Here is a 26,361-nt window from a genome sequence, read left to right on the forward strand (position 1 = left end):
CTGAAATATCTGTAAAACCTATGTCAACAACTTCGCTTGCTACAGAGCTAACTTCGCAAACGATCGCCCCTGACACCGAGCAATTCGATTCCTATGTCATGGGTACCTATGCCAGATTTCCCATATCGTTAGAACGTGGCAGCGGTTGTCGAGTATGGGACAGCAACGGCGAATCCTATCTTGATTTTGTGGCTGGCATCGCCACCTGCACGCTCGGGCACGCCCACCCTGCTATGGTAAAAGCTGCCACCGCGCAAATGCAAAAACTGCATCACGTCTCTAATCTGTTCTACGTGGCTCCGCAGGGAGAATTAGCCCAGTGGCTCGTGCAAAACTCCTGTGCGGACAAAGCCTTTTTCTGCAACTCTGGTGCGGAGGCAAATGAAGGGGCAATCAAGCTAGCGAGAAAATACGCGCACGTAAAGTTAGGGATCGACGCGCCGATGATTCTCACTGCCAATGCCAGTTTTCATGGCAGAACGCTTGCTACGATTACCGCCACCGGACAACCCAAGTATCAGAAAAACTTCGATCCCCTCGTGCCAGGATTTGACTATGTCCCCTACAACGATATTGCCGCTCTAGAAGCAACAGCAACCAAGTATGAAGGCAGGCTGGCAGCAATTATGTTAGAGGCTTTGCAGGGCGAGGGCGGTGTCTGTCCTGGCGATCGCGACTACTTCGAGCGCGTGCGTCAAATATGCGATCGCCACAAAGCCTTACTGATTTTAGATGAAGTCCAGGTTGGCATGGGGCGCAGCGGCAACCTGTGGGGATATGAAAACCTGGGAATCGAACCCGATATCTTCACCTCTGCCAAGGGTTTGGGTGGTGGAGTTCCGATCGGCGCTATGTTGTGTAAGAGTTTCTGCGATGTCTTCGAGGCGGGCGATCATGCCAGCACCTTTGGTGGCAATCCCTTTGCTTGCCAGATGGCTTTAACTGTTTGCCATACCCTAGAGCAGGACGATTTGGTTAATAATGCCAAAGAGCGCGGCCAGCAATTACAGGCAAACCTACATGCGATCGCTCAAAAATATAGCGATCGGCTAGATGGCGCGCGCGGCTGGGGGCTAATTCAGGGGTTGGTCATCTCGGAATCCCATGCACTTACATCTAGAGATATCGTTCAGGCTGGCATTGAACGCGGATTGCTCCTGGTTCCGGCTGGGCCGAAGGTGGTCAGATTTGTCCCCCCTCTGATCGTGACTGCGGCTGAAATTGAAGAGGCAACGGCTATTGTGACAGATGTCATGGCAAATCTAAGCTAGAGATTCTGTTGGCAATGCATCAATACGCTTACTCATCGTAGTTACAGCGGAAGAGCCGATCAGATGTCGTAAGTATGCGTACTTGCGCGTCTTGATGGGCGCAAATCCCATGCGTTCGTAGAGCCTGCGAGCATCGGGATTTGTATCTACTACATCCAGAACTACTGCTTGGAATTGATTCTGTCGAGCAATCTCAAATACAGCATTAATTAGGGACGTGCCGATCCCCTTACCTCGCATTGATGCATCCACGACGATAACATTGATAAACATTTCCGTTGGTTGGATGACTGTTGCAGCTAGATTAAACAGGAGAAAAATCAATAAGCCGCGCAGCCAGCCAAGTTCTTGGATAAAATGCGATCGCTGAAATTGAAAGAAGGGACGGTTCTCATATTGCAATCCCACAAATCCCACGAGTCGATCTTGATGAAGGGCAATCAACGCTAGTTCGGCATCCAGACTGCGTTCTAGAAGTGCAATACCCTGAACTTGGGAAACGCCGAGCGACTCCATTTGCCGACGGAATCCTTCGTAGCAAATGACTGCGGCTTGATGTCGCATTTCCTCAGGCATCCCGAGTTGAATTTCGATGTAGCTGTCTGATTTATCCACGGATATAGCGATGTATAGCGGTTTTCAGATCGGAAAGAGTAGGGGGTTTGGGGGCGTTGCCCCCAAGAAGGGGTGGAACCCCTTCACCCCGTCAATAAAACCTGTTCTCAATTGAAAAACGCTATCTTAGCCCTACAGGAACTGTTTGACAAGATTAATTTTATCTTTGTAAGGGGGATAGCGGAGCGGTAGATCGAAAAATCGCGATTTTTTTATGACGCTTTTGTAGTGTGAAAACGTATCAAACCCAGCCTTACCGTGATACTGCCCCATACCGCTATTGCCAACCCCACCGAAGGGTAAGGCTGGGTAAATGATATGTGAAATTGTATCGTTGATACAGCCACCACCAAACGATATTTCTCGTAAAACCCTTTCCTGATTGTCTCGATTGTTGGAGAAGAAGTAAAAAGCCAGTGGCTTAGGTTGAGAGTTAATTAAGGCGATCGCTTCGTCAAGATCCTCGTACTCCAAAACAGGAAGTAAGGGGCCAAATATCTCATCCGCCATAATTTTGCTGCGGGGCGATACGCGATCGATAACAGTCGGGGCAATATAACGCTGGGCAGGATCGCTAGTACCGCCAAAGATAATTTCCGAGGTTGCTTTGCAGTCGTCGATCAGGGTTGTCAGTCGCGCAAATTGCTTGTCATTCACGATCCGGGCATAATCTGGACTAGTTTGCGGGTCGTCGCCATAAAATTCCCGCACCGCCTCGCCGATGTGTTTTAATAATTCCGATTTAATTGCATGAGGAATCAAGAGATAGTCTGGGGCAATGCAGGTTTGCCCTGCATTAATAAACTTCCCCCACGTGATTCTTTTGGCTGCTAGTTTGAGATCGCAGTCTAGATCTACAAGGCAGGGAGACTTGCCGCCCAATTCCAGCGTCACAGGTGTAAGATGCTGAGCCGCTGCTGCCAGAACCAGGCGACCGATCGCCGCGCTACCTGTAAAAAAGATGCGATCGAACTTTTCTGCTAACAAGGACTGGCTGGTTTCTATTCCTCCTTCTACGACTGAAATAAAGCCGGGATGGAAGTGTTTGCTAATTATTGCCGCGATCGACTGCGATGCGTGCGGGGCAATTTCCGATGGCTTGACAATAGCGCAGTTGCCAGCGGCGATCGCGTTGACCAGGGGCGAGAGCGTCAGTTGGAGCGGATAGTTCCAGGGGCCGATAATCAGAACCACGCCCAATGGTTCTGGGTAGATGTAACTGGTAGCAGGCAGTTGCGTCCAGCTAGCAGCAACTTTTTGCGGCCTCACCCAGGATTTGAGATGCTTAAGAGCGTACTCGATCTCCTCCAGCACCATGAGGATTTCGCTCGTAAAGCCCTCAAAAGCAGGCTTATGCAGATCTGCTTTTAGAGCCTGCAAAATCTCAGTTTCGTGTTGTTTAATCGCCTGAGATAGTAACTGGAGCTGCTGGATGCGAAATTGTACATCCCTAGTTGCGCCACTGCTAAAGAACCGGCGCTGTTTTTCTAAGATCTCGTTTATCATTGGCGATCGCTCGGTTGCTGGCAAGAAATAACCCACCCCAAGAACTCAAAGTACCCGCGATGCGTTACATCTAACGCCTAACATATCCTACGATTGGAACGTTATTCAACCACAAGACCATAACAGCTAACAGCTAACTAAGCAGCGATTAAGCTATCGATTGTACTTTGTAGAGCCTCGACTAATTGTTGTTGTTCTTGAACGGACTCAGATGAGCCTTCTAGATTGACAATACTCTCCAAATTACCTCGCAGGGCATCCACAACATCCTGTACAGGGCGCAATATATCCTGCTGGGCTGCTACCCTACCTACAAGATCGGCAGTCAGTCGAATTTTTTCCTGTAGCTGCAACTCTAAAGTTTGAATTTCCTGGTAGTTTTGCTGGTGTCCGGACTTCATCCGATTCACGAGATCCTCTTGTTGGCGCAGTACTTCTCTTGCTGTTGCTACCGTACTTTCTACTTTTTTGAGTTCTTGTTCCTGATTTTGCTTGTTAGTCTCAATTTGCTCTACCAATGGCACCAGGCTTTGGGCAGGGCTATCAGGGCTACCTATCCCCTGGCGTTTTTCCAGAATCGATCGCTGTTGGTTCAAGATTGCTTGCCGCTCCTGGATCGCTCGCCGCTGACCAGCTAGGGTCTCATCCAGCATTTTGTATTCCTCTTCTTTAAATTCCTTCTCACTTTCCAACTCAATACTGGTGAAATCACTAGATTTTTCAATCCGGCTCTGTATCTCTGCAATCTCTCCCTCTAGAGAAGCCAATTCATCCTCTTGAGCACCAACATAGTTGGATGTCTTATCCAGCTCCTGCTGCCAGTTTTCCACCGCTGCCTCTAGCCGATCCAAAGGCATCTCTTCCAGTTCTTTCACCTCCTCCGGTGAGAGAACGTTAACCGTACCGCCAAAGCTTTCTACGATTTGATTAGCCTGATGTAATAGCTCTTGCTGTGCCTCTAACTGCCACTGCGCCATCGCCAGATTGCTTTCCTGCGATCGCACGATTTCTGTTTGCGCTCTCAGTTCGCCCTGGGCATCGGTCAAAGTCACCTGGGCTTGCTGCCACTGTTGCTTGCGAGTATTTAAGTCCTGCGTGAAGCGATTGAGTTCGTCCTGCAGTCTTTCTGACTGCGATCGCTGTAACTCTAAGGTTTGCCAAAACTGGGTCAGTACTTCCTGGCTATTGTAGAGCTGCTCTAGACAAGCGCTTACGCCCTGCAAGGAACCAGAACCTAAACTACCAGCTATCCTTTGAGCGATCTCGCGCAGGTAGTCAGCCTGTTCCTGGCTTAGCGTCGATGAACCCGCCTGTGCTTCAAATTCCCTTTGGGCGGCTTCAAACTGTTGTCGCCACTGCTCGAACTCTTCGCGATCGTGCCGCAGCTCTTCCTGTAACGCATCAACTTCCTGGCGTTTGGCATCGATGTATTCTAGTTCCTGTTCCTTTTGTTCCAGTTCCATCTCGCGCCGATGCAGTTCCTGGCTCTGATAATTTAAAGACTGCTTCCATTGCTCGATGTCTTCTTCAGACTGGCGGAATTTCTCTTGGGCACGGGTAAAGGTTTGTAGTATTAACACGAGCCGCTTAGTCGCATCCTGAACCCCTTGCACCTGTTTATTCGCATTTACCTCAGCTAAGACTAGTTGACCATCCTTAAGATCCTTAGTCTGGTTGGCATCCTGCACGGTCAGAATTTCTTCACTGCCTACAGCTTGCCAATTGTTTTCAGAGGTATTACGTGCAAGCAGTCGAATTTCAACTCTGGCACTGAGCATTGCTTGAGTTTTTCTAACTTCGGCTAAGTACTGCACGCTAACTCTTCTCCTAAATTCTTTAACTTCGTCAATGTTGGCTTAATCTTGAAAATTTGGCTCAGACTAAGTAAGCCTGAATACTTATGCTTGTTGCCGAATCTAGTAATTAATGAATACTAGCTCAATGTTTTTATTTTGGCAGACTATATTACATACTGTTCGCAACCTAAATAATATACAGCCTTAAATAATTAACTCAGTGCCTTAAATCTCTGGGATCGAGCGCATCGCGCAGACCATCACCGAGCAGGTTGTAGGAGAGCACGGTCAGAATAATCAACGCAGACGGAGCCCAGATCAACCACGGTTGCAGCACTATCACCGAAGCATTGGTAGCTAGAGAGAGCATGTTACCCCATGAGGGATCTGGCTGCTGAATACCCAGGCCAATCAGACTAAGCACGGACTCAGCAATAATAAAACTGGGGATAGATAAAGTGGCAGAAATAATAATAAAGCTAGCTGTCTGCGGCAAAATATGTTTCCAGATAATCCTCAAGGGACTGGCTCCTGTTGCCTTGGCAGCAGTAATAAATGTTGACTCCTTGATTGAAAGCACCTGCCCGCGCACTACCCTTGCTAAGCTAGCCCACTGCACGAACGAGACAATAAAAATAATCAGGGCAAATCTTTGGGCGTTGGTTAGCTGTTCCGGTAGGATCGCCGCTAGCGCCACTAACAAATAAATTGAAGGAACTGACATCAGTACTTCTACCACACGCATGAGAATCGCATCTAGCCATCCACCAAAGTAACCTGAAATTCCACCCACCAGGCTACCAATTAGGAACGATACGAACGTCCCTATAATCCCAATTGAAAGACTGATTCTGCCACCATACAACAGTCGCGTTAACTGATCTCGACCCTGATCGTCAGTACCCAGTAGGTTTAGCCTGCCTTCGCCACTAGTACTGAATAAATGACCGTTACTAAACAAGCGAATCATTGCTGGTTTGGTGCGATCGACAATTAACGATCGCTCGCCAGTTTCAAAGTTGACTTCACCTTGAGTAGTTGGGTAAACATGCGGACCGATTGATTCACCCTGTGCGTTTTGCCAGTAGATTTGAGTCGGTGGCAGTAGAGCGCTATTAGGTGGGCGATCGTCAAAACCATATGGGGTGATAAAGTCAGCTAATATGGCAGCGACATAAAAAATTATGAGAATCGCTGCACCCAAACAAGCTAGGGGGTTAGATCTTAGTCTTTTCCACCAATTCATAGGGCTTTATCTACAGTTATTTGTTGCGAATTTATTAGCTGTTAGTCGATTGGTTGAGTTCCCATCGATCTCATTACGCTGTCAGATGACCGAATAGATCTATCCTTTCAGAGCCTTATTGAAATTGCGGCGATAGCTACCGTTAAAAATTAGGGCTGGCCACAACAAAGCTAGCATTAGTTTATTGCTTGTAAAGTTTGTTTTGTCAAATCCAGACAGAAAGCGCCAAATTCCCCAAACATAAACACCGAGTAGAATTATTCCCACTAACTGAGGCATAATAATCGTCTCCACAATATAAAATTTCCAGACAGGTTTAAATCATATGTTAATATGTTATTCCGCAGATGGGCGGATGGCGGAACTGGTAGACGCACCAGACTCAAAATCTGGCGGGGCGACCCGTGAGAGTTCGACCCTCTCTCTGCCCATAGTTCGGTTGTAGCGAATATACTCAAGCAAGATCGCAAATAGGGAAGAGTTCTGCTCTTCCCTATTTGCTTTGCATGCAAAGATGTAGTACGATTGGCTCATGAAGGGGAGTAGCTAAACATCTGGCTAACCGTCAAAATGTCCGCCTGAATCGACATGCTGGCTACTGATTAAAGGTGCCCGGTTCAGGTGACAGGTGTAAAAGTTTTTCGAGCATCTGGCAGCGAGACCTTCACTAAGTTCGCAATCTTTTGTGAGCTTGGTGAAGCATTTCTCTGTCCTCACCAGGTTTACTCAAGGAGCAAGGCGAACGCGAATGAGTAACTTGAGAGAGACACTAAATGCTAACGAGTTTTACCGCAGGGTTATTACTGATTACGTTTTCTGAGCTGGGCGATAAAACATTTTTTATCGCCGTGATTCTGGCAATGCGCCATCCCAAGTCATTGGTATTTGCGGGCGTAATTGCTGCCCTTGCCTCCATGACCGTCATCTCTGTGCTGCTAGGGCAAGCTACCACCTTTCTGCCGCGAGATTACGTGCGCTATGGTGAGGTGGTGCTTCTGCTTATTTTCGGATTGTCGTTAATTTGGCAAGCCAGCCGCATGCCAAAACAAGCTTGTTTAACTGAATTGCAATCTGCTGAAGAGGCGATCGCTTCAAAGCCTAATAACCCAAAGCAATATAGGGGAATGCTGGGGATATTGCTAAAGGCATTCACCCTGACGTTTATAGGAGAGTGGGGCGATCGCACGCAATTCGCCACTGTTGCTCTAGCGGCAGGTAACGATGCGTTGGGGGTAACGTTGGGTGCAATATTAGGTCATAGTGCTTGCACGGTTATCGCGATAACTAGCGGATGCCTACTCGCAGAGCGGATTTCCGAGCGCGCGATCGCTTACATTGGCGGCAGTTTATTTATCTTATTTGCGGCGATCGCCTGGTTTAATTGAAACCACAAGGAATTTCTGAGTTTAAGCTGTGGTTAAGGATACAGTTTAGTCGTAAGTGGCTTGCTATGTTGGTTAGCTATAACAACACCTAGAGTAAATTGCCTGCGGGCATGTGAGGAGAAAAATAAATACAATGTGCAACACCTGGTTTCGCCATGTGCTGAGCATCCCATCGGGTTTATTGGGTGCCAGTCTGATTATGTTTGCCGCAGGGGCAAATGCCGAAGTTATTAAAAATACGGAAGCGAATTCTAGCATTCCACCCATCGTTGAAAGCTCCGTTTCCAAAACCACAGTTGCGCCAGCAGTTCAGACTGAGACTGCGATCGCGCCCACAACCAGTACTAACAGCCCATCCACCGTACCAGTAATCTCTCAAGTCGAGCCGACCACTCTACAGCAGATTAGCCAGTACAGTAATGAAGGGCGGATCGAGACCGCTCAGGTCACATCCGTATCGCAGTTGAGCGACGTGAAGCCGACAGATTGGGCATTTACAGCCTTGCAATCCCTGGTCGAGCGCTATGGTTGCATTGCCGGATATCCCGACAGGACCTATCGCGGCCAACGTGCCATGACTCGCTATGAATTTGCGGCTGGTGTTAATGCCTGTCTCGACAAAATTAACGAAATCATTACGGCTGGTCTAGCTGACAAAGTCAGCAAGGAAGACTTTGCCGCCGTCCAAAAATTGCAAGAGGAATTTGCCGCAGAATTAGCGGCCCTGAAAGGGCGCGTGGATACCCTGGAAGCCAAAACCGCGCAGCTAGAAGCGCAGCAGTTTTCCACCACTACCAAGCTGAGCGGCCTGGCCGTCTTTAACGTTACAGGTGCAAATGGCAATAATGTCAGACGCGAAACTGGACGTCGCGTGGGTGGGGGGCCTGAAGTGGAGACCGTCACCAGAAACCCCAACCTTACTTTCAGCGGTCTGGTCTGGCTGACCTTGAACACATCCTTTACTGGTAAAGACTCTCTAATTACGCAGCTCGCTGCCGGGAATGCGGTTTCGCCTGCCAACGCGTTTGTTTCCGCCGGACAATTCAACAACACGGGCGTACCTTACTTCGACCAAACCTCCGGCGCTACAGCGAACTCATTCATTCTGCGGGAGTTGTCGTACAGTTTCCCCATCTTCGGCGACAAGACGCGCTTGATCGTGGGGCCGCGTTTGAACTGGTACAAGTACTTTGACGATAATCGCTTCACCAGCATCTTTGATGGCGGTACGTTCAACTCCACCAGCAGTACTTTCTTGAGTGGAGTCAATCGTGGGGCTGGTGCGGTAATCGCGCATTCCTTCAACGATAATCTGGATCTGGCGTTGGGCTATCTGGCAGAAAGCAATGAATTTTTCACTAACAACGATGCGTCCAATCCCAATCGCGGTTTATTTGGTGGCACGAATATTCTGTCAGCAGAGTTGACCTATAAGCCGACGAAGGATATCAATTTGAGATTCCTTTACTCCCGCTACAATCTCCAGGATGATTTCCTGTCAACCATTGGCGGCGAGCCTCTGTTGGGTCTGCTCGACGATGGATTTGGCGGTAGGTTGAATAACGCTCAGTCCAATATCTATGCCTTCAACTTTGACTGGTTGGTGGCGAAGGGATTTGGTCTGTTTGGCCGCTATGCTTTCAACGACACGAATGTGAATGCGGCGATCGCAGCGCGGAGTGGAAATATCAATACTCAGACTTTCCAGATTGGGTTGGCTTTCCCTGACTTGTTTAAGGAAGGAGCAAAGGCGACGATTTCGTTTGTGATGCCCAATAGCATTACTGCTGGCAAGCGATTCTTTGTGTCTGGTTCTGGCGATGGCGGCACTCAGTACGATCTGGAGTTGTCCTATTACCTGCCACTGACCAAGAACATCGCGATCGCGCCCAACTTCTACTACATCTTCAATGCTAACAACTTCAGTGGTAACAACTTCTGGGTTGCCAATGTCAGCACTAGATTTAGCTTCTAGAGCAGATCTGCATAAGATTTTAGCACTCTCACATCGTAATACCCCCCTTCTCTAACTCAAGCGATGGAAGGGGTTTTTTGTGGCTGGTTATCCTTTTGAATATTTATAGCTATAGCCAATAGGCTTAGGACGGGGTGCAGGGGTGGAACCCCTGCGTGGGGGCGCAGCCCCCACACCCCCTGTCCTAACAGATCTGTCTACGACTATAAAAAGTTGTATTCTACGATACATTGAACTGTTGGTAACCTTGCTAGTGTCTCAGTAAGCTTTAACAAACTCTTTGTCTCTTTGAAACCAGGATACGCATTTAACTTAGAAGGGCGTTCCCACATAAGTTAAACTTTGCCGAAGCATCGAAAATTACATTAATAATAAATTGAATTCACGTAATGATGTGCTGGCGCGTGGTATAGCGCATCATTTTGTAGAGTTTACATGTTATTGCAGTTTGAGATCCAAAGCTATTCTGAGTTTAAAGGTGGCTATCTCGATCGCATTGCATTACTTTCCCTTTGCAGTCAGTAAGGAACAAATTTTGGAGGGCAACATTGGATAGAAACTCTTTGTACGTACATCGCCGTCAATTAATTCGCGGGCTGCTTGCTACTTCTGCTTTTGGCCTGACTTCTCAACTTTGGACGGGGTGTACGCCAACCGACCAAGCACCTGCTGGTACGCCAAGTCCAGGAACTACTCCAGCTAGCGGTACCACAGGTACGACAGGTGCATTGACAGTTGGTTTTATTTATGTTGGCCCCAAGGATGACTTTGGTTACAATCAATCTCACTTTGATGGGAAGGAGGCGATCTCCAGGTTACCCAACGTCAAGACTGTAGATGAAGCGAATGTCCCTGAAACTGCACAAGTTCAGGAAACCATGCTGAGTATGATTAACCAAAACGAGGCAACTGTACTTTTTCCCACTTCTTTTGGTTATTTCGATCCGCACATTCTGAAGGTGGCGGCTGATAATCCTAAAGTGCAGTTCTTCCATTGTGGCGGACTCTATCAAGAGGGCAAACATCCTAAAAATGTCGGCAGTTATTTTGGCTACATTGATGAAGCCGAGTATATTGCGGGTATTGTGGCGGCGCTGACCACTAAGTCCGGCAAGTTGGGATTTATCGCCGCCAAACCAATTCCTCAGGTGCTGCGCAATATTAATAGCTACACCCTTGGCGCTCGCAGCGTAAATCCTAAGGTAACCATGCAGGTAATCTTTACAGGCGATTGGGCTTTGCCCGTCAAAGAGGCTGAGGCTGCTAGCAGTATGATCGACCAGGGTATCGACGTTCTCACCTGTCATGTTGATAGTCCCAAGGTAGTAGTTGAAACCGCAGAAAAACGCAAGATCTTCTGTACTGGATACCACGTCAATCAATCTAAACTGGCTCCTAATGGCTATCTTACGGGTGCTGAGTGGGATTGGGGTACTGTCTATTCCAAGTATGTCGAGCAGTTGCAAGCTGGCAAGACTTTGCAAGATGGGGGAATTCCCCATCTCGTTCGTGGTGGTTTGAAGGATAAATTCTGCAAGGTGTCAGCCTATGGAAGTGCTGTGAGCGCTGCTACCAAAAAAGAAGCCGAAACTGCCTTAGCTAAATTTATGGATGGCAGTATGACGATCTATGCCGGTGAAATCAAAGACAACACGGGCAAGGTAGTAATTGCCAAGGAGAAACAATTGAAACAAACCGATCCAGATCTCGAAAAGATGGATTGGTTGGTGGAAGGTGTAATTGGCAGTACTAAGGGCTAAATTCTTTATGAGCAGTCTCCTTACTAACTGGCGATCTTGGGCTGAGAAAATCATCATCCCGATCGCGGCAATTCTATTTTCTCTCTTTCTATTTGGGCTATTTTGTGCGGCGAGGGGATCGAATCCCTTAGCCGTGTACGGGACGATTTATAAATCAGCCTTCGGTAACTCCTTTTCCTGGCAGGGTACTCTGGTGCGGGCAGCTCCTCTCATGCTCACAGCATTATGTACGGCATTGCCCGCTCGACTGGGTATGGTAATTATCGGCAATGAAGGTGCTCTGGTCATGGGAGGTGTTGGCGCGATCTGCGCGGGGCTTGCCCTGGGAACTTCCGTGCCCCCATTCGCCGCCCAAATTGGAATGGCGATGGGAGGAATTATCTTTGGTGGTTTATGGATTATGGCTGTAGGGGTACTGCGGTACTATCGCGGCGTGAATGAAACGATAAGTAGTTTGTTGATGAACTACATCGCGATCGCCGTTCTCAATACCCTGGTAGAAGGCCCCATGCGCGACCCTTCCAGCTTGAATAAGCCTTCTACATATCCCATTGCCGAAGCAAACTGGTTGCTGACTATCCCTGGTACAAGAGTACATTACGGTCTAATTTATGGTTTAATCGCTTGCGCGATCGCTTACTTCCTGATTCAGCGCACCACGTTTGGATTTGCCGTCCGCATGACTGGCGGTAACATTCGCGCTGCGCGGGTTGCAGGACTCCCAGTCGGCAAGTTAACCCTGATCGTTTGTTTTCTGGCAGGCTCTTGTGCTGGACTGGCAGGAATGGTTGAAGTTGCGGCAATTCACCATGCTGCAAATGCTTCTCTTAATGCCAACTACGGTTACAACGGCATTGCGGTTGCGTTTATCGCTCAGCAAAATCCTCTAGCAGCACTTCTCGTATCGATTCTGATTGGAGGGATTCTGGCTAGTGGTAGTGGTCTGCAAAGATCGTTCAATCTACCGGATGCAACGGTCTTGGTGTTTCAGGGCATCGTATTTCTGGTAATTTTGTTTAGCGAGTCGCTCTATGGCAAGTTCGACTTTTTTAAACAAAGAGAAGAACCGCCTGCTGCCGCTCCCCAGCCTCCACAGGTTGCCCCTGCTTCCTGAGATGCAGTGACGATATCTCAACATTAACCCTAAAAAGCGATCTGGAGAAAAACATCAATGGCAGCAGAAGCAACAGCAGATTGGTTGGGAGTGCCTTTGGCAATTATTGGAGGAACTCTAAGAGGAAGCGCTCCATTTTTGTTTGTGAGTTTGGGCGAATGCTTGACCGAAAAATCTGGAAAAATCAATCTAGGTTTAGAAGGAACGCTATTACTAGGCGCGATGACTGCCTATGCCGTTTCTTATCTCACCAGTAATCCCTGGTTGGGTGTATTGGCCGCAGGACTGTCTGGGATTGGCATGGGACTGATTCATGCCTGGCTATCGCAGTTACCACGGGTAAATGATATTGCTGTAGGCGTTGCCATGTTTATTTTTGGCAGTGGCATTGCTTCCTTCTACGGCAAGCCTTTTATTAAACCTCAAGCTCCTAAACTACCTCTGTTTGAGTTGGGGGCATGGAGCAATTATCCACCGCTACAGTCGGCACTCCAACTCAGTCCGATTTTGTTGATTGGTATTGCGATCGCTCCATTAATGTATTGGTTCTTTAAATCTACCCGTTGGGGCATGTACGTGCGTGCGGTCGGCGATAGTCCCAGTGCCGCCCGTGCAATGGGAATTTCCGTAATCTGGACGAGAACCTGCGCGATCGTGGCGGGTAGCTGCCTAGCAGGTATTGGTGGAGCTAGTCTTTCCCTTTATTATCCAGGTATCTGGCAAGAAACTATCTCTAGCGGTCAAGGGCTGATGGCAGTGGCTCTAGTAATCTTTGCGCGATGGAATCCGATTCAATGTTTGTGGGCAGCTCTATTATTTGGGGGAGCCCAAGCGATCGGACCCGCACTGCAAGCAGTCAGAATCAATGCTTTTCCTTACTTGTTCAACGCCGCTCCGTATATATTTACGCTAATTATCATGATAATTACCTGTTCTCCCAAACGGACGCTTGCAGGTGCTCCTGGTGCTTTAGGTACAAGCGACGCGTAAGGGCGAAGCATTCGTGCAAGAGAGTTTTTTTATCATGCAAGACTTATCTACACGAATGCTTCGCCCATCCAGGATCCCCACCCCAAACTAAGAACACCCTACAGCCTGTACAGACAATGTTCGTAGAAGCCGATCCCTACCCCTATCCCTATAACGGCGATCTCAAACCAGAGAATACCGTCTTTTTAATTATCGACATGCAAACCGACTTTTGCGGTATTGGTGGCTATGTAGACAAAATGGGATATGACATTTCCTTAACCCGCGCCCCAATTGAACCGATTAAAAACGTGCTGCAAGCCATGCGCGAAAAAGGCTTTCATGTCATGCATACGCGCGAGGGGCACCGACCCGATTTATCAGATTTACCTGAAAATAAACGGTGGCGATCGCGTCGAATCGGCGCAGGCATTGGCGATCCAGGTCCCTGCGGCAAAATCTTAACCCGTGGCGAACCAGGGTGGGAGATTATCCCCGAACTTGCCCCTTTACCCAGTGAGGCAGTAATCGATAAGCCCGGAAAAGGGTCGTTTTACGCAACGGATTTAGACCTGTTATTAAAGCGTAAAGGCATTCAAAATATTATTCTGGCAGGGATTACCACGGATGTCTGCGTGCACACGACCATGCGAGATGCCAACGATCGCGGCTATGAGTGCTTGCTACTCTCAGATTGCACCGCAGCTACAGACCACGGCAATCATTTAGCAGCATTAAAGATGGTCAAGATGCAGGGAGGCGTATTTGGTAGCGTGTCTGATTCTGAAGCATTAATTACAGCAATTAAACAATTGTGAGATCGAAGTGGTTGGAGGGCAGTTTTTTAACTAAAGGAGAAAAGTGATGTCAGATAGTATATCCCATGAATCAACGGATTTAGTCAGTCAGATCGAGAGCGAAGTAGCAACCGCAGTAGCCAATGGTGCAGGCTCCAAACCGCAATCTAATACGCGCGATCGCGTATCCGATCTCCCTCCAGAAGTTGAGGTTGTCAATCTAACCAAGCGGTTTGGCAATTTTACTGCAGTCGAGCAAGTTTCTCTCAAGCTCAAGCCTGCCACCTTCCACGCTCTACTCGGAGAAAATGGGGCAGGCAAAAGCACTTTAGTGAAATGTATGATGGGCTTTCACCCCGCTACCCACGGGGATATTTTGATCGGCAAGCGATCGCGTGAAATCAATAGCCCCCGCGATGCATGTAAATACAGTCTTGGTATGGTCTATCAACACTTCACCGTTGTGCCAGCGATGACCGTGGCTGAAAACCTGTTGCTCGTGCGCCCCGATATACCAATGGCGATCGACTGGTCAGCAGAGTATGAGAAATTGGAACGATTTATGGCAACTTCACCTTTCCAGATCGATCTAAATACACCGATTTCCCAGCTTGCTGCGGGGCAAAAGCAAAAATTAGAGATTCTCAAACAACTTTATCTCAAAAATCGGGTTTTAATTTTAGACGAACCTACATCCGTACTCACCCCACAGGAAGCAGACGAAGTTTTAGGCCTATTAAGAGAAGAAGTCAATGCCAGTCGCTTAAGCGTACTCATGATCAGCCATAAATTCCGCGAGATCGTGAAATTTGTGGATGAAGTAACAGTCTTGCGGAAAGGTAAATTCGCAGGACATGGATATGTGAAAGACCTCACCGTAGCTGACATGGCAGCCATGATGTTGGGGGAAAAACGCGAACCCAAAAAAGTTGCCAAAACAGAAACCAATCCCGAAACACCAATCCTGGAAGTTAAAGGTTTGTGTGCCAATAAAGATAATGGATTCCCTGCTTTAGAAGAACTAGATTTAACCATCCGAGGTGGAGAAATTGTGGGAATTGCTGGTATATCTGGAAACGGGCAGAGGGAACTGGTGGAAGTCTTGTCCGGACAACGCATTCCCACTGGCGGTCAGGTTTTGGTAAACGGCGAAGTCTATGGTGCCACAAGAGCCGAGATGCAAAAGCATCATGTCTATGCCCTGCCAGAAGAGCCTCTACGCAATGCCTGCGTTCCGCATATGAGCGTAGCCGAAAACCTGGCTCTACGCACATTCGATCGCCCTCCCCAATCTAAAGGCATCTTGTTGATTTTTAAAGCCATTAGAGATATGGCTAAGCATCTCATCAGCGTCTTTTCGATCAAAACTCCTTCTCCTGACACTCCGATTGGCAATCTATCAGGTGGAAACGTGCAACGCGCCGTGTTAGCTAGAGAACTTTCAGCCAACAAGATTAATCTCTTAATTGTCGCGAATCCTGTATTTGGACTCGACTTTAATGCGGTGGAATACATTCACGGACAGCTTGTGGAAGCTCGCAATTGCGGCGTAGCAGTGTTGCTTGTCAGCGAAGATCTCGATGAAATTCTAACGTTATCCGATCGCTTTATGACGATTAGCGGTGGCAAGTTCACCTATGAGAGTACGCCCTCTGAGGCTGACTTTGCCACAATTGGGCAAAAGATGGCAGGACATTGAGCTGAAATTAAATATAATGCTAAAACCAGATCGAGCTTTGATTTTCAAAGATCTATTCAATATCCATCAAAACCATCACAACCTGCCTTGGCAACCATTTCGAGAAGGCATAGATATCTATCGATTATATGGAGATGGTACGGGAGCGAGCGCGGCTCTACTGCGCTATCAAAAAGGTGCAAGCGTTCCCAGACATAACCACTCTGGCTTCGAACATATTTTTGTTTTGTCTGGGGAACAGAGCGATCGCAACGGCACCCATGTAGCTGGCACCCTGGTGATTAATCCTCCAGAAACCAGTCATAGCGTCACTAGTGAATCCGGTTGCATTGTTTTGGCGATCTGGGAAAAACCCGTCGTGATGCAAGTAGATGTCTAATAGCTCTTATCCTGGCTGGCTGAGCGAACCTCAAAGAAAGCGATATCTCTATCGATTAACTTCATAAATACTCCTACTCCTTGACGATAGATTACCAATTACTAATTAAATCTATGACTACGATCGCGGCTCAACCCTATGATTACAAACTTCCCACATCAGGGAAGTTCGCATTAGTAATTATCGATATGCAACGGGACTTTTTAGAGCCTGGTGGTTTTGGCGAAGCTTTGGGAAATGATGTGAGTCTGTTACAAGCGATCGTTCCCACCGTCAAAAAATTATTAGAAGCCTTTCGCAAGCACGGTCTACCAGTAATTCATACCATCGAATGTCACGCCCCCGATCTATCAGATTGCCCGCCCTCAAAATTGCATCGAGGCAAATCCGAACTAAAAATTGGCGATGAAGGCCCTATGGGAAGAATTCTGATTGTGGGAGAGAAAGGAAATAGCATTATTCCGGAATTGGAACCCCAGCCTGGAGAAATCGTCATCGCGAAACCAGGTAAGGGTGCTTTTTGCCGCACCAATTTGGAGTCTATTCTGCAAGACCAGGGCATCACACATCTTTTGTTTACAGGCGTAACTACAGAAGTTTGCGTTCAGACAACGATGCGCGAAGCCAACGATCGCGGCTATGAATGTTTGTTAATTGAAGATGGCACCGAAAGTTATTTCCCTGAGTTTAAGCAGTCAACCATTGCCATGCTGCGCGCTCAAGGTGGAATTGTGGGTTGGACGACGGATGCTGCCTCTGTCCTGCGATCGCTTGAGGCATATAGCTCTAGCTAAAAAGCTCAGTACAGGAGTCCATTGTATGCAGGAGAGGAGGGAATTATTTTTGTGGGGGATTTCCCAATAAGGGTAGGATAGAGTTGGCGAAGATGGCAGCTTGAGTGCGATCGCGCAGGTTGAGACGACCGAGAATATTAGTAACGTGATTCTTGACGGTACCTTCAGAGATATAGAGCTGGACTGCAATTTCGCGATTGCTCGCACCTGATGCAATTAGGTGCAATACCTCCCGTTCCCTAGCAGTGAGTTCGGCAAAGCCAGGAGGCAGATTGGAGGTGGGAGCGGGTTGGGGGGGCGATACTTTTGTCGATAGCTTGGTCAGGATACCAGGCCCAAATTGGGCATAGCCCTTGTGGATGGCACGGATGGCGGCGGCTAATTCCTCTGATGGTGTATCTTTAAGCAGGTAGCCAGTTGCTCCTACTCGGAGCGCTTCGGTGACGTATTCATCATCATCAAATGTAGTGAGCACCAGTACTTTAATCCCATCATACTTTTTGCAAATTTGCTGCGTTGCTGCCACCCCATCCATAATTGGCATCCGCACATCCATTAGTACGACATCTGGCAGGGCAGATTGACTGTCAAGCATTTCTAGAGCCTGCAATGCCGACTGTCCGTTATCAGCTTCAGCGATCGCTTGCAGATCGTCTTCCAATTCCAATAGTGCCTTGAGACCATCGCGAATGAGGTTCTGGTCGTCCACCAGCATGATGCGAATTTGAGATGTAGGTTCTGATTTACTCATGTTTAATTTTGCGGTATTGATATATACCCTTATTATCAAAGGTCGCAGGGGCGCAGCCCCCATTTTAGTTTTATTCCCCTCTCCCTGAGGGAGAGGGTGCAGGGGTGAGGGTTTCCAGATTTTCCGCGTAAGGCGAGTAATTAAATGGGAATATCATTGTAATAGATCGATATTATCCGATTTTTGGCGATAGGGGAATTTGGACAGAGATTTCACAACCATTACCTGCGGAACTGCGTAGATTAAATCGTCCTCCTAATGCTAGCGTGCGTTCGCGCATTCCTTGCAGTCCAAATCCCGTTCTATTGCGGTCTGCATAAAATCCCCTACCGTTATCTCGTATGGTGAGACATATAGCTAATGGCATGGATTCCAGCAGAATTTCAACCTGGAGTGGATCGATACTTTCGGGATCGATCGCATATTTGCAGATGTTAGTGAGCGATTCCTGGACAATGCGATAAATGGCTATATTGACCTCCATCGGCAAATTGAATGACAGTTGAATGCGGCATTTGGGCGCTATACCTGTTGTGCGTTGAAATCCTCGAACCAACGCATCGATCGCTACTTCTAAAGCTTTTCCCTCTAAAGGATCGGCACGCAGGGTGGAGAGCGAGCGCCTTACCTCCTGGAGAGCGGTCGAACCCAGTCGCTTGGCTTCAGCTAGAAAGCTGTGGGCGCGCTCGGGGTTGGTTTTCCCTAATTTCAGAGCAGTTTCTAGTTGAATATTCAATGCTGTGAGGACGTGGCCGAGAGAGTCGTGGATATCTCTGGCAATGCGATTGCGCTCCTGGAGCGTAGCTTGATCTTCAATTCGGAGAGCATAGGCTCTCAGTTGTTCGTTAGCGATCGCCAGGTTCTCTCGGCTCTGACGCTCCGCCAGCAAAGCATTCACCAACAGTAAAACGAAAACCAAACTCAGCAAAAATAAGAGCGTCAGACTAATCTGCAAGATCGATAATATACCTGGTAGATTTCGGATGTTAGGTAGCACTGTATTCTGAAAGCGTTCTCCTAGTCCTACTCCAAACAAACCACAACTGACACAGGCGATCGCCAGTCGTCCTGGCAGCATAAATCTCACGCAGCTTCGCATTGCTAACACGAGACAGAGCAGTGGGAATAGCCTGATCCCGCCGATGAGAATCGCTATCAAAATCAGTCCGCTCTCAATCGCAGTATAGATATAGCTATATCCAATAGGCTTAGGACGGGGTGCAGGGGTAGAATCCCTGTGTGGTGGTGTAACCCCCACACTACCTGTTCTCATAGATCTGCCTGCGACTATAAAAGACTTGCTGGATGCTGCAATGTATCCAGGTGGCACTAACCCCATTAAACTAAATCCAATCGTACTCGCAAAAGCGATCGGTACCGACCGAGGTACCCTATACAGTGGTGTGGGGGCGATTTCCGTAGTAATTGCGATCGCTAAAAGCACCCACTCTAAATAGAGAAGCAATGGCAAAGGGTGAGAGCGTTGTGGGTGATACTGATTCACGGTTTTGGAGTTGGCGATCGCAACAGCTAAGTTTCATAGAAAATCCTGTCCACAGTGTAGAACGATCTTTGGGATGCAAGATAGCATCTTCTGTCACGATCGAGATCGAGTTCCCCATGACCAAAGTCATGACTGCAATTGGCTCCAAGTAGCTGCTTGTTAATTTAAAGCGCGATCGTTTGTCCTGTAATGCGCTCTCTCTTTGATGTAAGGCAAAAAAGCTATCAGAAGGCAACGCAATTGTCGATAGGCAAAACGCTATTATGTGCTTAGTGAAAGTGTTCGATCTAAACCTACAAGTTTGCGAGGTCTAAGCCATGACGATCGCCTTAGAACAACCAACTACCAAAACGTTCCAGCGGTATAACGCCACTTGGCATGACTACGAGCTGCAACGAGATCGGGATGATTGCCACAAAATAGCCTTTAATAAAGGATGGTTATGGGTTTATATGGGATACGAAGGGCCAAACCACGCTCGCTTTAGTGACTTGCTCACAATCGTATTTGGTTTCTGGGCATTTCTACACCCCGATCCGGTTCTGGAGTCTTTTGGGCGTTGTCTGCTCGAAAGACCTGACACCCAAGCTTGTGCGCCGGATCTGGTTCTATATAAAGGAGAAAATATCCCTAGATGGAATGCTGGCGAGCCGCGCCGCATTGATTTGAGTCGCGATCGCGTACCCGATCTAGTAGGAGAGATTTCCGATACCACGCTCAGTTTAGACCTTGACGAACAAAAGCGCCTCTACGCTAGTCTGGGAATTGCCGAATATTGGGTAGCTGATGTTAAAGGATTGCGACTGTTTGCATTTGTACTGACGGCGACAGGCACATACGAAGCGATCTCCGAATCGCGAGTACTCGCTGGCTTGTCAATTAGTTTAGTCGAACAAGCACTAGAAAAGCTGGCGGAAACCACAAATACAGTTGCCGCTAATTGGTTTATGCAACAAATCCAGGCTACACTTTTGTCGCCCGAATAGCGATCGCTTATTCGTCGTACAGGCTGCCATCTGGCGCGATCGCTCCCTGTAAGTTTGCATATTTGAGATCTGCACCGCGCAGGTTCGCATGGGATAGATTAGCTCCGCTCAGATTGGCTCTTCTGAGATTCGCCCATCTCAAATCTGCCCCTTGGAGATCGGCTTCGCATAGATTTGCACTGCGCAGGTTGGCACCGCTCAAATGCGCGAGTATTAATTTTGCTTGTCTGAGATCGGCGTATGCCAGGTCAGCATTAATTAATTCCGCTGCGTAGAAATTGGCACCGATCGCTTGAGCATGACCCAATTCAGCTTCCAGAAGATTTGCTCTAAATAAATTAGCTCGGCACAGGCTAGCCGTACAAAGATCCGCACCTCTAAGATTTGCTTCCCTGAGATCGGCAGCTATGAGGTTAGCAGCATAGAGATCCGCACCTTGAAAGTCGCTTTGACTTAGATCTGCGCCAATGAGATTGGCAGATCTAAGACTCACCATCCTGAAGTCTATATTGGGTAGTTTGGCACTAACCAGATTGGCGTTGGCAAGGTCAGGATGTACTTGGGGATTGCGCCTGCGCCATTCCATCCATCTCGCAGTGCCTAGCTGAAGTACGGCAAGATGCTCTGTAGACATAACTAATTATTCATTGCGTCCGTGTAAGTGATGTTCCCGCCCTGGGGACATTTCAATGGCTGTGAGAGCAGCCTCGGCTCCAGCTAAAATATCCCGTTCTTCGCCGCCGAGATACAAGCGCCCAAAACTGCCTACAGCATTAATTTCTAAAATGTTTATGAGGGCAGCTTTTTCGGCTTCGTTGGCAGCTAGAGCTGCATAGGCAGCAGGCTGCACCTCAAGCACGTATAGAGTTTGACTGGCCAGAATCATTTGGCCGCGTCTAGTGCGGTTAATCAACTGCGTTTGGTGGGCATCAATGTTGCGGATAATTTGACTGGAAACTACCTGTGGCTTCAGGCAGTCGTGTTCCCTGGCTCCGATCGCTTCTAAAATTGCCCTACCGGCTGCCCGCGTTTCGCCTTGACGGCTGGAATGTATTTCCAAGAGACCGTAAAGTCTTTCTACCACCTGCACGCCCGGACGGACTGAGGCGGACTTGAGTGCCACATCGGTAATGCGATTGATTTCAATCCCAGGCGATATTTCAATCCACAGCGAGGTATCGCCTGGCAATGGTAAAAAACCAAGCGCTACCGTGCCCATATAGGCAGCATGTTGTGGTTGCAGGTTATCGAGATATACATAGCTGCGAAGATCTACACCCAAGGTCTAAATCTCCCCGTGCCGCAATCTTTCAAGGCATCGTTCGAGAATGGGGCGATTGGCTCCGCCACGCCAGCTAACGCAAAGCCGAGTTTTTAAGTTCAACCTGATTGGCTTCCTATATTTACTAATTTGCAAAAAGATCGTAGCCTGGATCGAGCCTAAATACTAGGCAATTTCTGGACGGCAAACAAAAACACCCTGTAATTTTACTTACAGGGCGCACTAACCTAAAAATAACTGTGAATAAATATTAAAGTGCGAGTGAGCGTGGCGCATCATCCAACTGGGTCTTTTTCTGAATAGCCAATTCGCATCAATTATCCCTGGCAACTAGAAGGCGCGGCTACACAAACAAAGCCCGCCTGCGCGGGCTAAGGGATATGATATTAAGCAGCAATGGCATCGCCAGCGTCAGCTACAGCTATTGGTTTTGACTGAGTTTGACCGCCTACCTGCACTTTAACTGTCTTTTTAGATTCTGTCACTAACTTAGGTAGCGCTATTGTCAGAATTCCATCGCGATAATCCGCTTGAACTCGATCGTGAGCTACTGCTACTGGCAGTGAGAAAGCGCGATGGAATTTACCATAGTTAAACTCAGACCAGTAGTAGCGTCGATCTTCCGTGGGCTTTTGGTAAGGACGATCGCCAGAAATTACAATGGATTCCCTCGTTGCCTCAATATCGAGATTGTTGGCATCAACACCGGGGAGATAGACTCTCAGAACGATCTGGTCTGGACTATCTAATAATTCGGCTCTGGGCACCCAATCGCTTTTTACACTTTTAGGACTGCGATCGATGTTACCTATTTCTTCAAATACGCGATCGATTTGACGGCTGAGCGTGCCAAAGTCATGTAAAGGATGTAAGCGAATCATCATTGACCTTATACCTCGATAAAATCTGCGATTATGTGCGATCGTGCGATCGAGACAAACCAGCAAACTGGTTGTTCTATTTGTTGTTTAGCGACTTCGATTTATCGCATGAGCTAATTGTGCAATAACTATCGAGAAACGCAGGTATGGTGAACCGCCCTACATCGGGTAGGGCTTACCTTACCCGCTTGATATTCAGATATTGCTTCAGCAGCTAATTGCTCGAGTAGATCTGGGGAACGAGCAAATGCCTCATCCCAGAGTGCTTCATCCTCGATTTCTTCTAAAATCATAGTGGCGATCGCATCTTGCTCGTGTGGAGATAACGTTTTAATTGTGCGATCGCCCGTTCGAGTAATTCCGTCATTAGCTTACCCCGTAGTACTTACAATACTTTTCGTAGTTGCATCCTAGCACCAGAGCATACAGAATAAACCAAGATTGAGGTTGTGTGGATTGCAAAGTGCAACCGCAAACGGGGTAGTGTCTGGACTACCCTGGCATCGATTTTGTTCTTTATCTATGAATTGGGCTTGCTAGACCGATCTGGATTTGCGGGTTTGAGCGACTGTGGCGTAGTGGATTTAGTCACGGCGGTTGGTTTTGCCTGCGACGATTTTTTGGGCTGGGTAGCAGCGGGCTTGGTTTGGGTGGGCTTGGACTTAGCCCCCGCTGTGGGCTTAGTTTGAGAAGACTTAGCGGGCGGCTTGTTGGCGGCAGGCTTCGTGGATGATGGTTTCGTGGGTTTGGTTGCGGCTGGCGGCTTCTCAGGTGCTGCTACTGGCTTCGTCGCCGTTGATGGCACGATTTGCGGCGGCGACAGCGGAGAAGTGGCAGGGACTAAATTAACCGACCCAGCAACGCGATTTTTGGCGACTTCGTTACCTATGACGTTATAGGTAACGTTTGTAGCATTATGTAAATCCATCGTCTTATTGCCTTTGATGATATTCATCCCAGGACTAGCTTCTGTGCCTAAGTCAGGGTTGGGTTGACCGTTGCGATCCTTGAGAATGACTATGCCATTGCGCTTGCTATTCGCAATCAGATTTCCACGCAGCGTTGGAGTGGCCAGGTTTGAAATTACAATTCCATCAACATTGTTGACAATGCGGTTGCCAGCAACTACGACCTGCGATCGCTGTCCGATCGACAGCCCGAATCCGGTATCGTCAAACTCATTCCCTTTGATATCGCCGAAACTCGAACCTAAAGCTGAGATGCCGCTAGCTCTATTTTTAGTGAAGAGATTGCTCGTAATAGTAGCGTTGGCCGTTCCCGTGAGGAATATACCATCGTGGGTTGTGTTGACAAAAGTGTTATTGGTAATTTGCACCCCCTGACTGGACTCCACCCAGAGTGCATAACCCCTAGCATTACTATTAGTCAGAGTAATCCCAGAGATTTGAGCGTTTTTTGCCGCTAGCATGGCAATATTCTGGCGAGCAAAAGTAGGGCTGATAAATACGCCACCGCCCTTAATTACGATATCTTCCCCCTTAGTACTGCTATTTCCTTGAATTCTTACGCCAGGTGTTAATTTGAGGGGAAATACTTCACCAGATTCAACGCTGTACGTACCCTTTGCCAGCATAATTGTCGTTCCAGGCTGAGGATTAGAGTTGAGAGCAGCAGTAATCGTACGAAATGGAGCGGTTTGAGAACCAGCCCCAGCCGCATCAGTACCGTTGGGCGAGACATAGATAACAGCAGCGGTTTGTTGCGCTACCTTAATGGGAAGGCTGGAATTACTTAAAGTATTAGCCAAGGTCGCCTCAGCCAAGACAGCGGCTGGCTGAATCCCAAAGGCGAGCAGCACGAACAACCCAACAGTTCTCTGAAACTTATGCATAGTCCTAATATTCCCAATTTAACGATCGCTAGAGATTTAACGCTCTCCCTTGACGCAGGCGATCATACCTTAGTTTCTTGAAATTACAAGTCGCCTAAAGGCATAAATGTTATAGAGACTCTTTTCGCCTTCAAACTCTTCTGGATTTTATCGATCCGAGCGCGTATGAATTCTTCCCATTTGCGAGTAAAAACGCAAGCCTGACTTTTGGAGTCTTGCGCGCAGTTGCGATCGCTTATTTCCTTGTAAATCGGTAAAGCTTGTTGATAGGCTTCTAAGGCTTGCTTGTAATGCCCTAAAGCACTATGAGCATCGCCCAGGGTACTGAGAGATTTAGCTGCTAGCTCGTTGTCTTTAAGTTCTCGGGAAATAGTTAGCGATTCTTCTAGAAAGGCGATCGCTTTCTGATGGAGTCCGAGCAGGTTGTGACCCAGTCCTAGATTGTGTAGAGATTTAGCTTCTCCCGAACGATCTTTAATTTCTCGATAGACGATCAGGGCTTTCTGCCACGAATCAACCGCAGATTTAAATTGGTGAGCCCGATATTGCCAATTGCCAAGTAGTCTCAGTCTATCTGCTTCGGCTGCACGGTTCTGGTTAGCCTGAGCAAAAAAGGTTGGTGAAGGATAAGGTGTATGGAAGAAAGGATAAATAAATATTGTCATTGGAGCTAATTATTGGGCTTGCAATGTAGCGCTCCTATATGAATTGTGAAATTTCTTAGCTGACCGCCGATCGCTTCATTTCGGATTGCTATAGCTCAATATAACCGCTCTAGGATGTAATCGGTTACGTCTAACAAGGACTGCTTGTGTACGGATGTTGGCAGCCACTCGATCGCATTAACTGCTAACTTGGCATGTGTCTTAGCTAGATCCCTAGAACGTTGGATGCCATCGCTCTTTTGCACTAAAGCTAAAGCATTAGCTAAATCGCCCGGCTCGTTAAATCCACCGTCAATTAACTCCTGTAGCTGAGGATATTCCTCCAAAGCAAATAGCACGGGTGCGGTTAAATTACCCTGCTGTAGATCCGAACCAGCAGGCTTACCCAAAGTCTCAGTAGAACTGGTGAAATCCAAAATATCATCCACAATCTGGAAGGCAATGCCAAAATGCCTGCCAAAATTAAATAGCTGCTCTGCCTGCATGCTATTAACACCGCTCAGCACCCCTGCCGCTTTTGAGCTACCCGCAATTAAAGACGCTGTCTTGTAGAAACTTTTTTCCAAATAGTCCTCAAGCGTTAAACTACAATCAAAAGCCGTTAAGCTTTGACGAATTTCCCCCTCAGCAAAATCCGTAATTACCTTAGACAAAAGCTTTACCACTTCCAGATTGTCTAAATTAGCTAAGTACCACGATGACTGAGCAAACAAAAAATCTCCCGCCAACACCGCAATACGATTGCCAAAACTGCTATTAACAGTCGGAATACCGCGCCGTAACTCCGCCATATCGATCACATCGTCATGCACCAAACTCGCAGTATGGATCATTTCCGTAATTTCAGCCAGGCGACGGTGACGCGGTGTAATGTCATGGGCGATCGTCGTGGCGCGAGACACCAGCAACACGATCGCTGGGCGCAAGCTCTTGCCCTTACCCTCAAATAAATGCTCTGCGGCTGCGTACAAAATCGGGTGCCTTGCCCCAACCAGATCCTTCAGATTGGCAGTTAGAGTGCGGAGATCGTCTTTTACCGGCGCGAATAGTTCGGCTGCTGGAGTCATGGGGGTGGGCTGCATAATTTTAAAAATCGATCTTATGGATTTTACATATCTTCATATATTGTAGGAG

The 26,361-nt window shown here is 47.8% G+C and carries 25 protein-coding genes, 1 tRNA gene and 1 pseudogene; 12 read left to right on the forward strand and 15 right to left on the reverse strand.

Annotated elements, in window-relative coordinates:
* Positions 1-20 precede the first annotated feature (20 nt).
* The gene (locus tag PSE6802_RS0119715; RefSeq protein WP_019501765.1) at positions 21-1,271 is read left to right on the forward strand and encodes an aspartate aminotransferase family protein; all 1,251 of its coding nucleotides are present in this window, start codon (positions 21-23) and stop codon (positions 1,269-1,271) included.
* Here the strand turns inward: PSE6802_RS0119715 and PSE6802_RS31345 are convergent.
* From PSE6802_RS31345 to PSE6802_RS0119740, 5 genes are all read right to left on the reverse strand, one after another.
* On the reverse strand, positions 1,263-1,886 hold the full coding sequence (locus PSE6802_RS31345) for a GNAT family N-acetyltransferase (protein WP_019501766.1): 624 nt from the start codon (positions 1,884-1,886) through the stop codon (positions 1,263-1,265). The two genes, PSE6802_RS0119715 and PSE6802_RS31345, sit on opposite strands and share 9 nt — an antisense overlap.
* Positions 1,887-2,018: 132 nt before the next feature.
* Positions 2,019-3,392, reverse strand: a complete 1,374-nt coding sequence (locus PSE6802_RS0119725) for an aldehyde dehydrogenase (protein WP_019501767.1) — start codon at positions 3,390-3,392, stop codon at positions 2,019-2,021.
* Between the two features lie 137 nt (positions 3,393-3,529).
* Positions 3,530-5,206, reverse strand: coding sequence for a pilus motility taxis protein HmpF (gene hmpF / locus PSE6802_RS0119730; RefSeq protein WP_019501768.1), 1,677 nt, complete (start codon positions 5,204-5,206; stop codon positions 3,530-3,532).
* 199 nt (positions 5,207-5,405) lie between these two features.
* Positions 5,406-6,434 (reverse strand): ABC transporter permease, encoded by a 1,029-nt coding sequence (locus PSE6802_RS0119735; RefSeq protein ID WP_019501769.1) that lies wholly within the window; start codon positions 6,432-6,434, stop codon positions 5,406-5,408.
* A 99-nt stretch (positions 6,435-6,533) separates the two neighbouring features.
* Positions 6,534-6,713, reverse strand: a complete 180-nt coding sequence (locus PSE6802_RS0119740) for a hypothetical protein (RefSeq protein ID WP_019501770.1) — start codon at positions 6,711-6,713, stop codon at positions 6,534-6,536.
* Between the two features lie 70 nt (positions 6,714-6,783).
* On the opposite strand from PSE6802_RS0119740, the gene PSE6802_RS0119745 reads away from it, so the two are divergent.
* The 10 genes from PSE6802_RS0119745 (at position 6,784) to PSE6802_RS0119795 (ending at position 17,306) form a co-directional block, all read left to right on the forward strand.
* Positions 6,784-6,865, forward strand: a tRNA-Leu gene (locus tag PSE6802_RS0119745).
* Positions 6,866-7,207: 342 nt separating this feature from the next.
* A complete protein-coding gene (locus tag PSE6802_RS0119750; protein WP_019501771.1) occupies positions 7,208-7,819 on the forward strand; it encodes a TMEM165/GDT1 family protein in 612 nt (203 codons plus the stop codon).
* Between the two features lie 133 nt (positions 7,820-7,952).
* The gene (locus tag PSE6802_RS0119755; RefSeq protein WP_019501772.1) at positions 7,953-9,794 is read left to right on the forward strand and encodes an iron uptake porin; all 1,842 of its coding nucleotides are present in this window, start codon (positions 7,953-7,955) and stop codon (positions 9,792-9,794) included.
* A gap of 548 nt (positions 9,795-10,342) precedes the next feature.
* Positions 10,343-11,554 (forward strand): BMP family ABC transporter substrate-binding protein, encoded by a 1,212-nt coding sequence (locus PSE6802_RS0119765; RefSeq protein WP_202950715.1) that lies wholly within the window; start codon positions 10,343-10,345, stop codon positions 11,552-11,554.
* Between the two features lie 7 nt (positions 11,555-11,561).
* The gene (locus PSE6802_RS0119770) at positions 11,562-12,668 is read left to right on the forward strand and encodes an ABC transporter permease (protein ID WP_019501775.1); all 1,107 of its coding nucleotides are present in this window, start codon (positions 11,562-11,564) and stop codon (positions 12,666-12,668) included.
* 57 nt (positions 12,669-12,725) lie between these two features.
* Positions 12,726-13,658, forward strand: a complete 933-nt coding sequence (locus PSE6802_RS0119775) for an ABC transporter permease (RefSeq protein ID WP_019501776.1) — start codon at positions 12,726-12,728, stop codon at positions 13,656-13,658.
* Between the two features lie 116 nt (positions 13,659-13,774).
* Entirely contained in the window at positions 13,775-14,455 is a 681-nt protein-coding gene (gene biuH, locus PSE6802_RS0119780; RefSeq protein ID WP_019501777.1) for a biuret amidohydrolase, read from the forward strand.
* A 46-nt stretch (positions 14,456-14,501) separates the two neighbouring features.
* Positions 14,502-16,133, forward strand: coding sequence for an ABC transporter ATP-binding protein (locus tag PSE6802_RS0119785; RefSeq protein ID WP_019501778.1), 1,632 nt, complete (start codon positions 14,502-14,504; stop codon positions 16,131-16,133).
* 16 nt (positions 16,134-16,149) lie between these two features.
* On the forward strand, positions 16,150-16,512 hold the full coding sequence (locus tag PSE6802_RS0119790) for a cupin domain-containing protein (RefSeq protein WP_019501779.1): 363 nt from the start codon (positions 16,150-16,152) through the stop codon (positions 16,510-16,512).
* Positions 16,513-16,625: 113 nt separating this feature from the next.
* Positions 16,626-17,306, forward strand: a complete 681-nt coding sequence (locus tag PSE6802_RS0119795) for a cysteine hydrolase family protein (protein ID WP_019501780.1) — start codon at positions 16,626-16,628, stop codon at positions 17,304-17,306.
* A 43-nt stretch (positions 17,307-17,349) separates the two neighbouring features.
* Here PSE6802_RS0119795 and PSE6802_RS0119800 read toward each other — a convergent pair whose 3' ends face one another.
* The 3 genes from PSE6802_RS0119800 to PSE6802_RS34150 form a co-directional block, all read right to left on the reverse strand.
* Positions 17,350-18,057 (reverse strand): response regulator, encoded by a 708-nt coding sequence (locus tag PSE6802_RS0119800; protein ID WP_019501781.1) that lies wholly within the window; start codon positions 18,055-18,057, stop codon positions 17,350-17,352.
* Positions 18,058-18,229: 172 nt separating this feature from the next.
* On the reverse strand, positions 18,230-19,330 hold the full coding sequence (locus tag PSE6802_RS0119805) for a sensor histidine kinase (protein ID WP_202950716.1): 1,101 nt from the start codon (positions 19,328-19,330) through the stop codon (positions 18,230-18,232).
* A 118-nt stretch (positions 19,331-19,448) separates the two neighbouring features.
* Positions 19,449-19,796 carry a hypothetical protein gene (locus tag PSE6802_RS34150; RefSeq protein WP_019501783.1) on the reverse strand — a complete coding sequence of 116 codons (348 nt, stop codon included), beginning with the start codon at positions 19,794-19,796 and terminating at the stop codon, positions 19,449-19,451.
* Between the two features lie 82 nt (positions 19,797-19,878).
* On the opposite strand from PSE6802_RS34150, the gene PSE6802_RS0119810 reads away from it, so the two are divergent.
* Positions 19,879-20,547 carry a Uma2 family endonuclease gene (locus PSE6802_RS0119810; protein ID WP_019501784.1) on the forward strand — a complete coding sequence of 223 codons (669 nt, stop codon included), beginning with the start codon at positions 19,879-19,881 and terminating at the stop codon, positions 20,545-20,547.
* A 7-nt stretch (positions 20,548-20,554) separates the two neighbouring features.
* Here the strand turns inward: PSE6802_RS0119810 and PSE6802_RS0119815 are convergent, their stop codons facing one another.
* From PSE6802_RS0119815 to sds, 7 genes and pseudogenes are all read right to left on the reverse strand, one after another.
* The gene (locus PSE6802_RS0119815; protein WP_026103428.1) at positions 20,555-21,181 is read right to left on the reverse strand and encodes a pentapeptide repeat-containing protein; all 627 of its coding nucleotides are present in this window, start codon (positions 21,179-21,181) and stop codon (positions 20,555-20,557) included.
* Between the two features lie 6 nt (positions 21,182-21,187).
* Positions 21,188-21,829 carry a microcompartments protein gene (locus tag PSE6802_RS0119820; RefSeq protein WP_019501786.1) on the reverse strand — a complete coding sequence of 214 codons (642 nt, stop codon included), beginning with the start codon at positions 21,827-21,829 and terminating at the stop codon, positions 21,188-21,190.
* Between the two features lie 386 nt (positions 21,830-22,215).
* On the reverse strand, positions 22,216-22,713 hold the full coding sequence (locus tag PSE6802_RS29755; protein WP_019501787.1) for an Hsp20/alpha crystallin family protein: 498 nt from the start codon (positions 22,711-22,713) through the stop codon (positions 22,216-22,218).
* A gap of 125 nt (positions 22,714-22,838) precedes the next feature.
* Positions 22,839-23,077 (reverse strand): annotated as a pseudogene (locus tag PSE6802_RS29760) (hypothetical protein).
* 153 nt (positions 23,078-23,230) lie between these two features.
* Complete coding sequence (locus tag PSE6802_RS29765) at positions 23,231-24,562, reverse strand: DUF1565 domain-containing protein (protein WP_019501790.1); 1,332 nt, start codon at positions 24,560-24,562, stop codon at positions 23,231-23,233.
* An 83-nt stretch (positions 24,563-24,645) separates the two neighbouring features.
* Positions 24,646-25,227 carry a tetratricopeptide repeat protein gene (locus PSE6802_RS0119845; RefSeq protein ID WP_019501791.1) on the reverse strand — a complete coding sequence of 194 codons (582 nt, stop codon included), beginning with the start codon at positions 25,225-25,227 and terminating at the stop codon, positions 24,646-24,648.
* A gap of 95 nt (positions 25,228-25,322) precedes the next feature.
* The gene (gene sds, locus PSE6802_RS0119850; RefSeq protein ID WP_019501792.1) at positions 25,323-26,294 is read right to left on the reverse strand and encodes a solanesyl diphosphate synthase; all 972 of its coding nucleotides are present in this window, start codon (positions 26,292-26,294) and stop codon (positions 25,323-25,325) included.
* Between the last annotated feature and the right edge of the window lie 67 nt (positions 26,295-26,361).

The sequence above is a fragment of the Pseudanabaena sp. PCC 6802 genome, assembly GCF_000332175.1.
Lineage (GTDB): Bacteria > Cyanobacteriota > Cyanobacteriia > Pseudanabaenales > Pseudanabaenaceae > PCC-6802.

What these genes read in the sequence shown, in the direction of transcription:
- PSE6802_RS0119715 (WP_019501765.1), top strand. Translation starts at nt 21, where the DNA reads ATGTCAACAACTTCGCTTGCTACAGAGCTAACTTCGCAAACGATCGCC.
- PSE6802_RS0119725 (WP_019501767.1), bottom strand. Translation starts at nt 3,392, where the DNA reads ATGATAAACGAGATCTTAGAAAAACAGCGCCGGTTCTTTAGCAGTGGC.
- PSE6802_RS0119735 (WP_019501769.1), bottom strand. Translation starts at nt 6,434, where the DNA reads ATGAATTGGTGGAAAAGACTAAGATCTAACCCCCTAGCTTGTTTGGGT.
- PSE6802_RS0119740 (WP_019501770.1), bottom strand. Translation starts at nt 6,713, where the DNA reads ATGCCTCAGTTAGTGGGAATAATTCTACTCGGTGTTTATGTTTGGGGA.
- PSE6802_RS0119750 (WP_019501771.1), top strand. Translation starts at nt 7,208, where the DNA reads ATGCTAACGAGTTTTACCGCAGGGTTATTACTGATTACGTTTTCTGAG.
- PSE6802_RS0119755 (WP_019501772.1), top strand. Translation starts at nt 7,953, where the DNA reads ATGTGCAACACCTGGTTTCGCCATGTGCTGAGCATCCCATCGGGTTTA.
- PSE6802_RS0119770 (WP_019501775.1), top strand. Translation starts at nt 11,562, where the DNA reads ATGAGCAGTCTCCTTACTAACTGGCGATCTTGGGCTGAGAAAATCATC.
- PSE6802_RS0119775 (WP_019501776.1), top strand. Translation starts at nt 12,726, where the DNA reads ATGGCAGCAGAAGCAACAGCAGATTGGTTGGGAGTGCCTTTGGCAATT.
- biuH (WP_019501777.1), top strand. Translation starts at nt 13,775, where the DNA reads ATGTTCGTAGAAGCCGATCCCTACCCCTATCCCTATAACGGCGATCTC.
- PSE6802_RS0119785 (WP_019501778.1), top strand. Translation starts at nt 14,502, where the DNA reads ATGTCAGATAGTATATCCCATGAATCAACGGATTTAGTCAGTCAGATC.
- PSE6802_RS0119790 (WP_019501779.1), top strand. Translation starts at nt 16,150, where the DNA reads ATGCTAAAACCAGATCGAGCTTTGATTTTCAAAGATCTATTCAATATC.
- PSE6802_RS0119795 (WP_019501780.1), top strand. Translation starts at nt 16,626, where the DNA reads ATGACTACGATCGCGGCTCAACCCTATGATTACAAACTTCCCACATCA.
- PSE6802_RS0119800 (WP_019501781.1), bottom strand. Translation starts at nt 18,057, where the DNA reads ATGAGTAAATCAGAACCTACATCTCAAATTCGCATCATGCTGGTGGAC.
- PSE6802_RS0119805 (WP_202950716.1), bottom strand. Translation starts at nt 19,330, where the DNA reads ATGAGAACAGGTAGTGTGGGGGTTACACCACCACACAGGGATTCTACC.
- PSE6802_RS0119810 (WP_019501784.1), top strand. Translation starts at nt 19,879, where the DNA reads ATGACGATCGCCTTAGAACAACCAACTACCAAAACGTTCCAGCGGTAT.
- PSE6802_RS0119815 (WP_026103428.1), bottom strand. Translation starts at nt 21,181, where the DNA reads ATGTCTACAGAGCATCTTGCCGTACTTCAGCTAGGCACTGCGAGATGG.
- PSE6802_RS29755 (WP_019501787.1), bottom strand. Translation starts at nt 22,713, where the DNA reads ATGATGATTCGCTTACATCCTTTACATGACTTTGGCACGCTCAGCCGT.
- PSE6802_RS29765 (WP_019501790.1), bottom strand. Translation starts at nt 24,562, where the DNA reads ATGCATAAGTTTCAGAGAACTGTTGGGTTGTTCGTGCTGCTCGCCTTT.
- PSE6802_RS0119845 (WP_019501791.1), bottom strand. Translation starts at nt 25,227, where the DNA reads ATGACAATATTTATTTATCCTTTCTTCCATACACCTTATCCTTCACCA.
- sds (WP_019501792.1), bottom strand. Translation starts at nt 26,294, where the DNA reads ATGACTCCAGCAGCCGAACTATTCGCGCCGGTAAAAGACGATCTCCGC.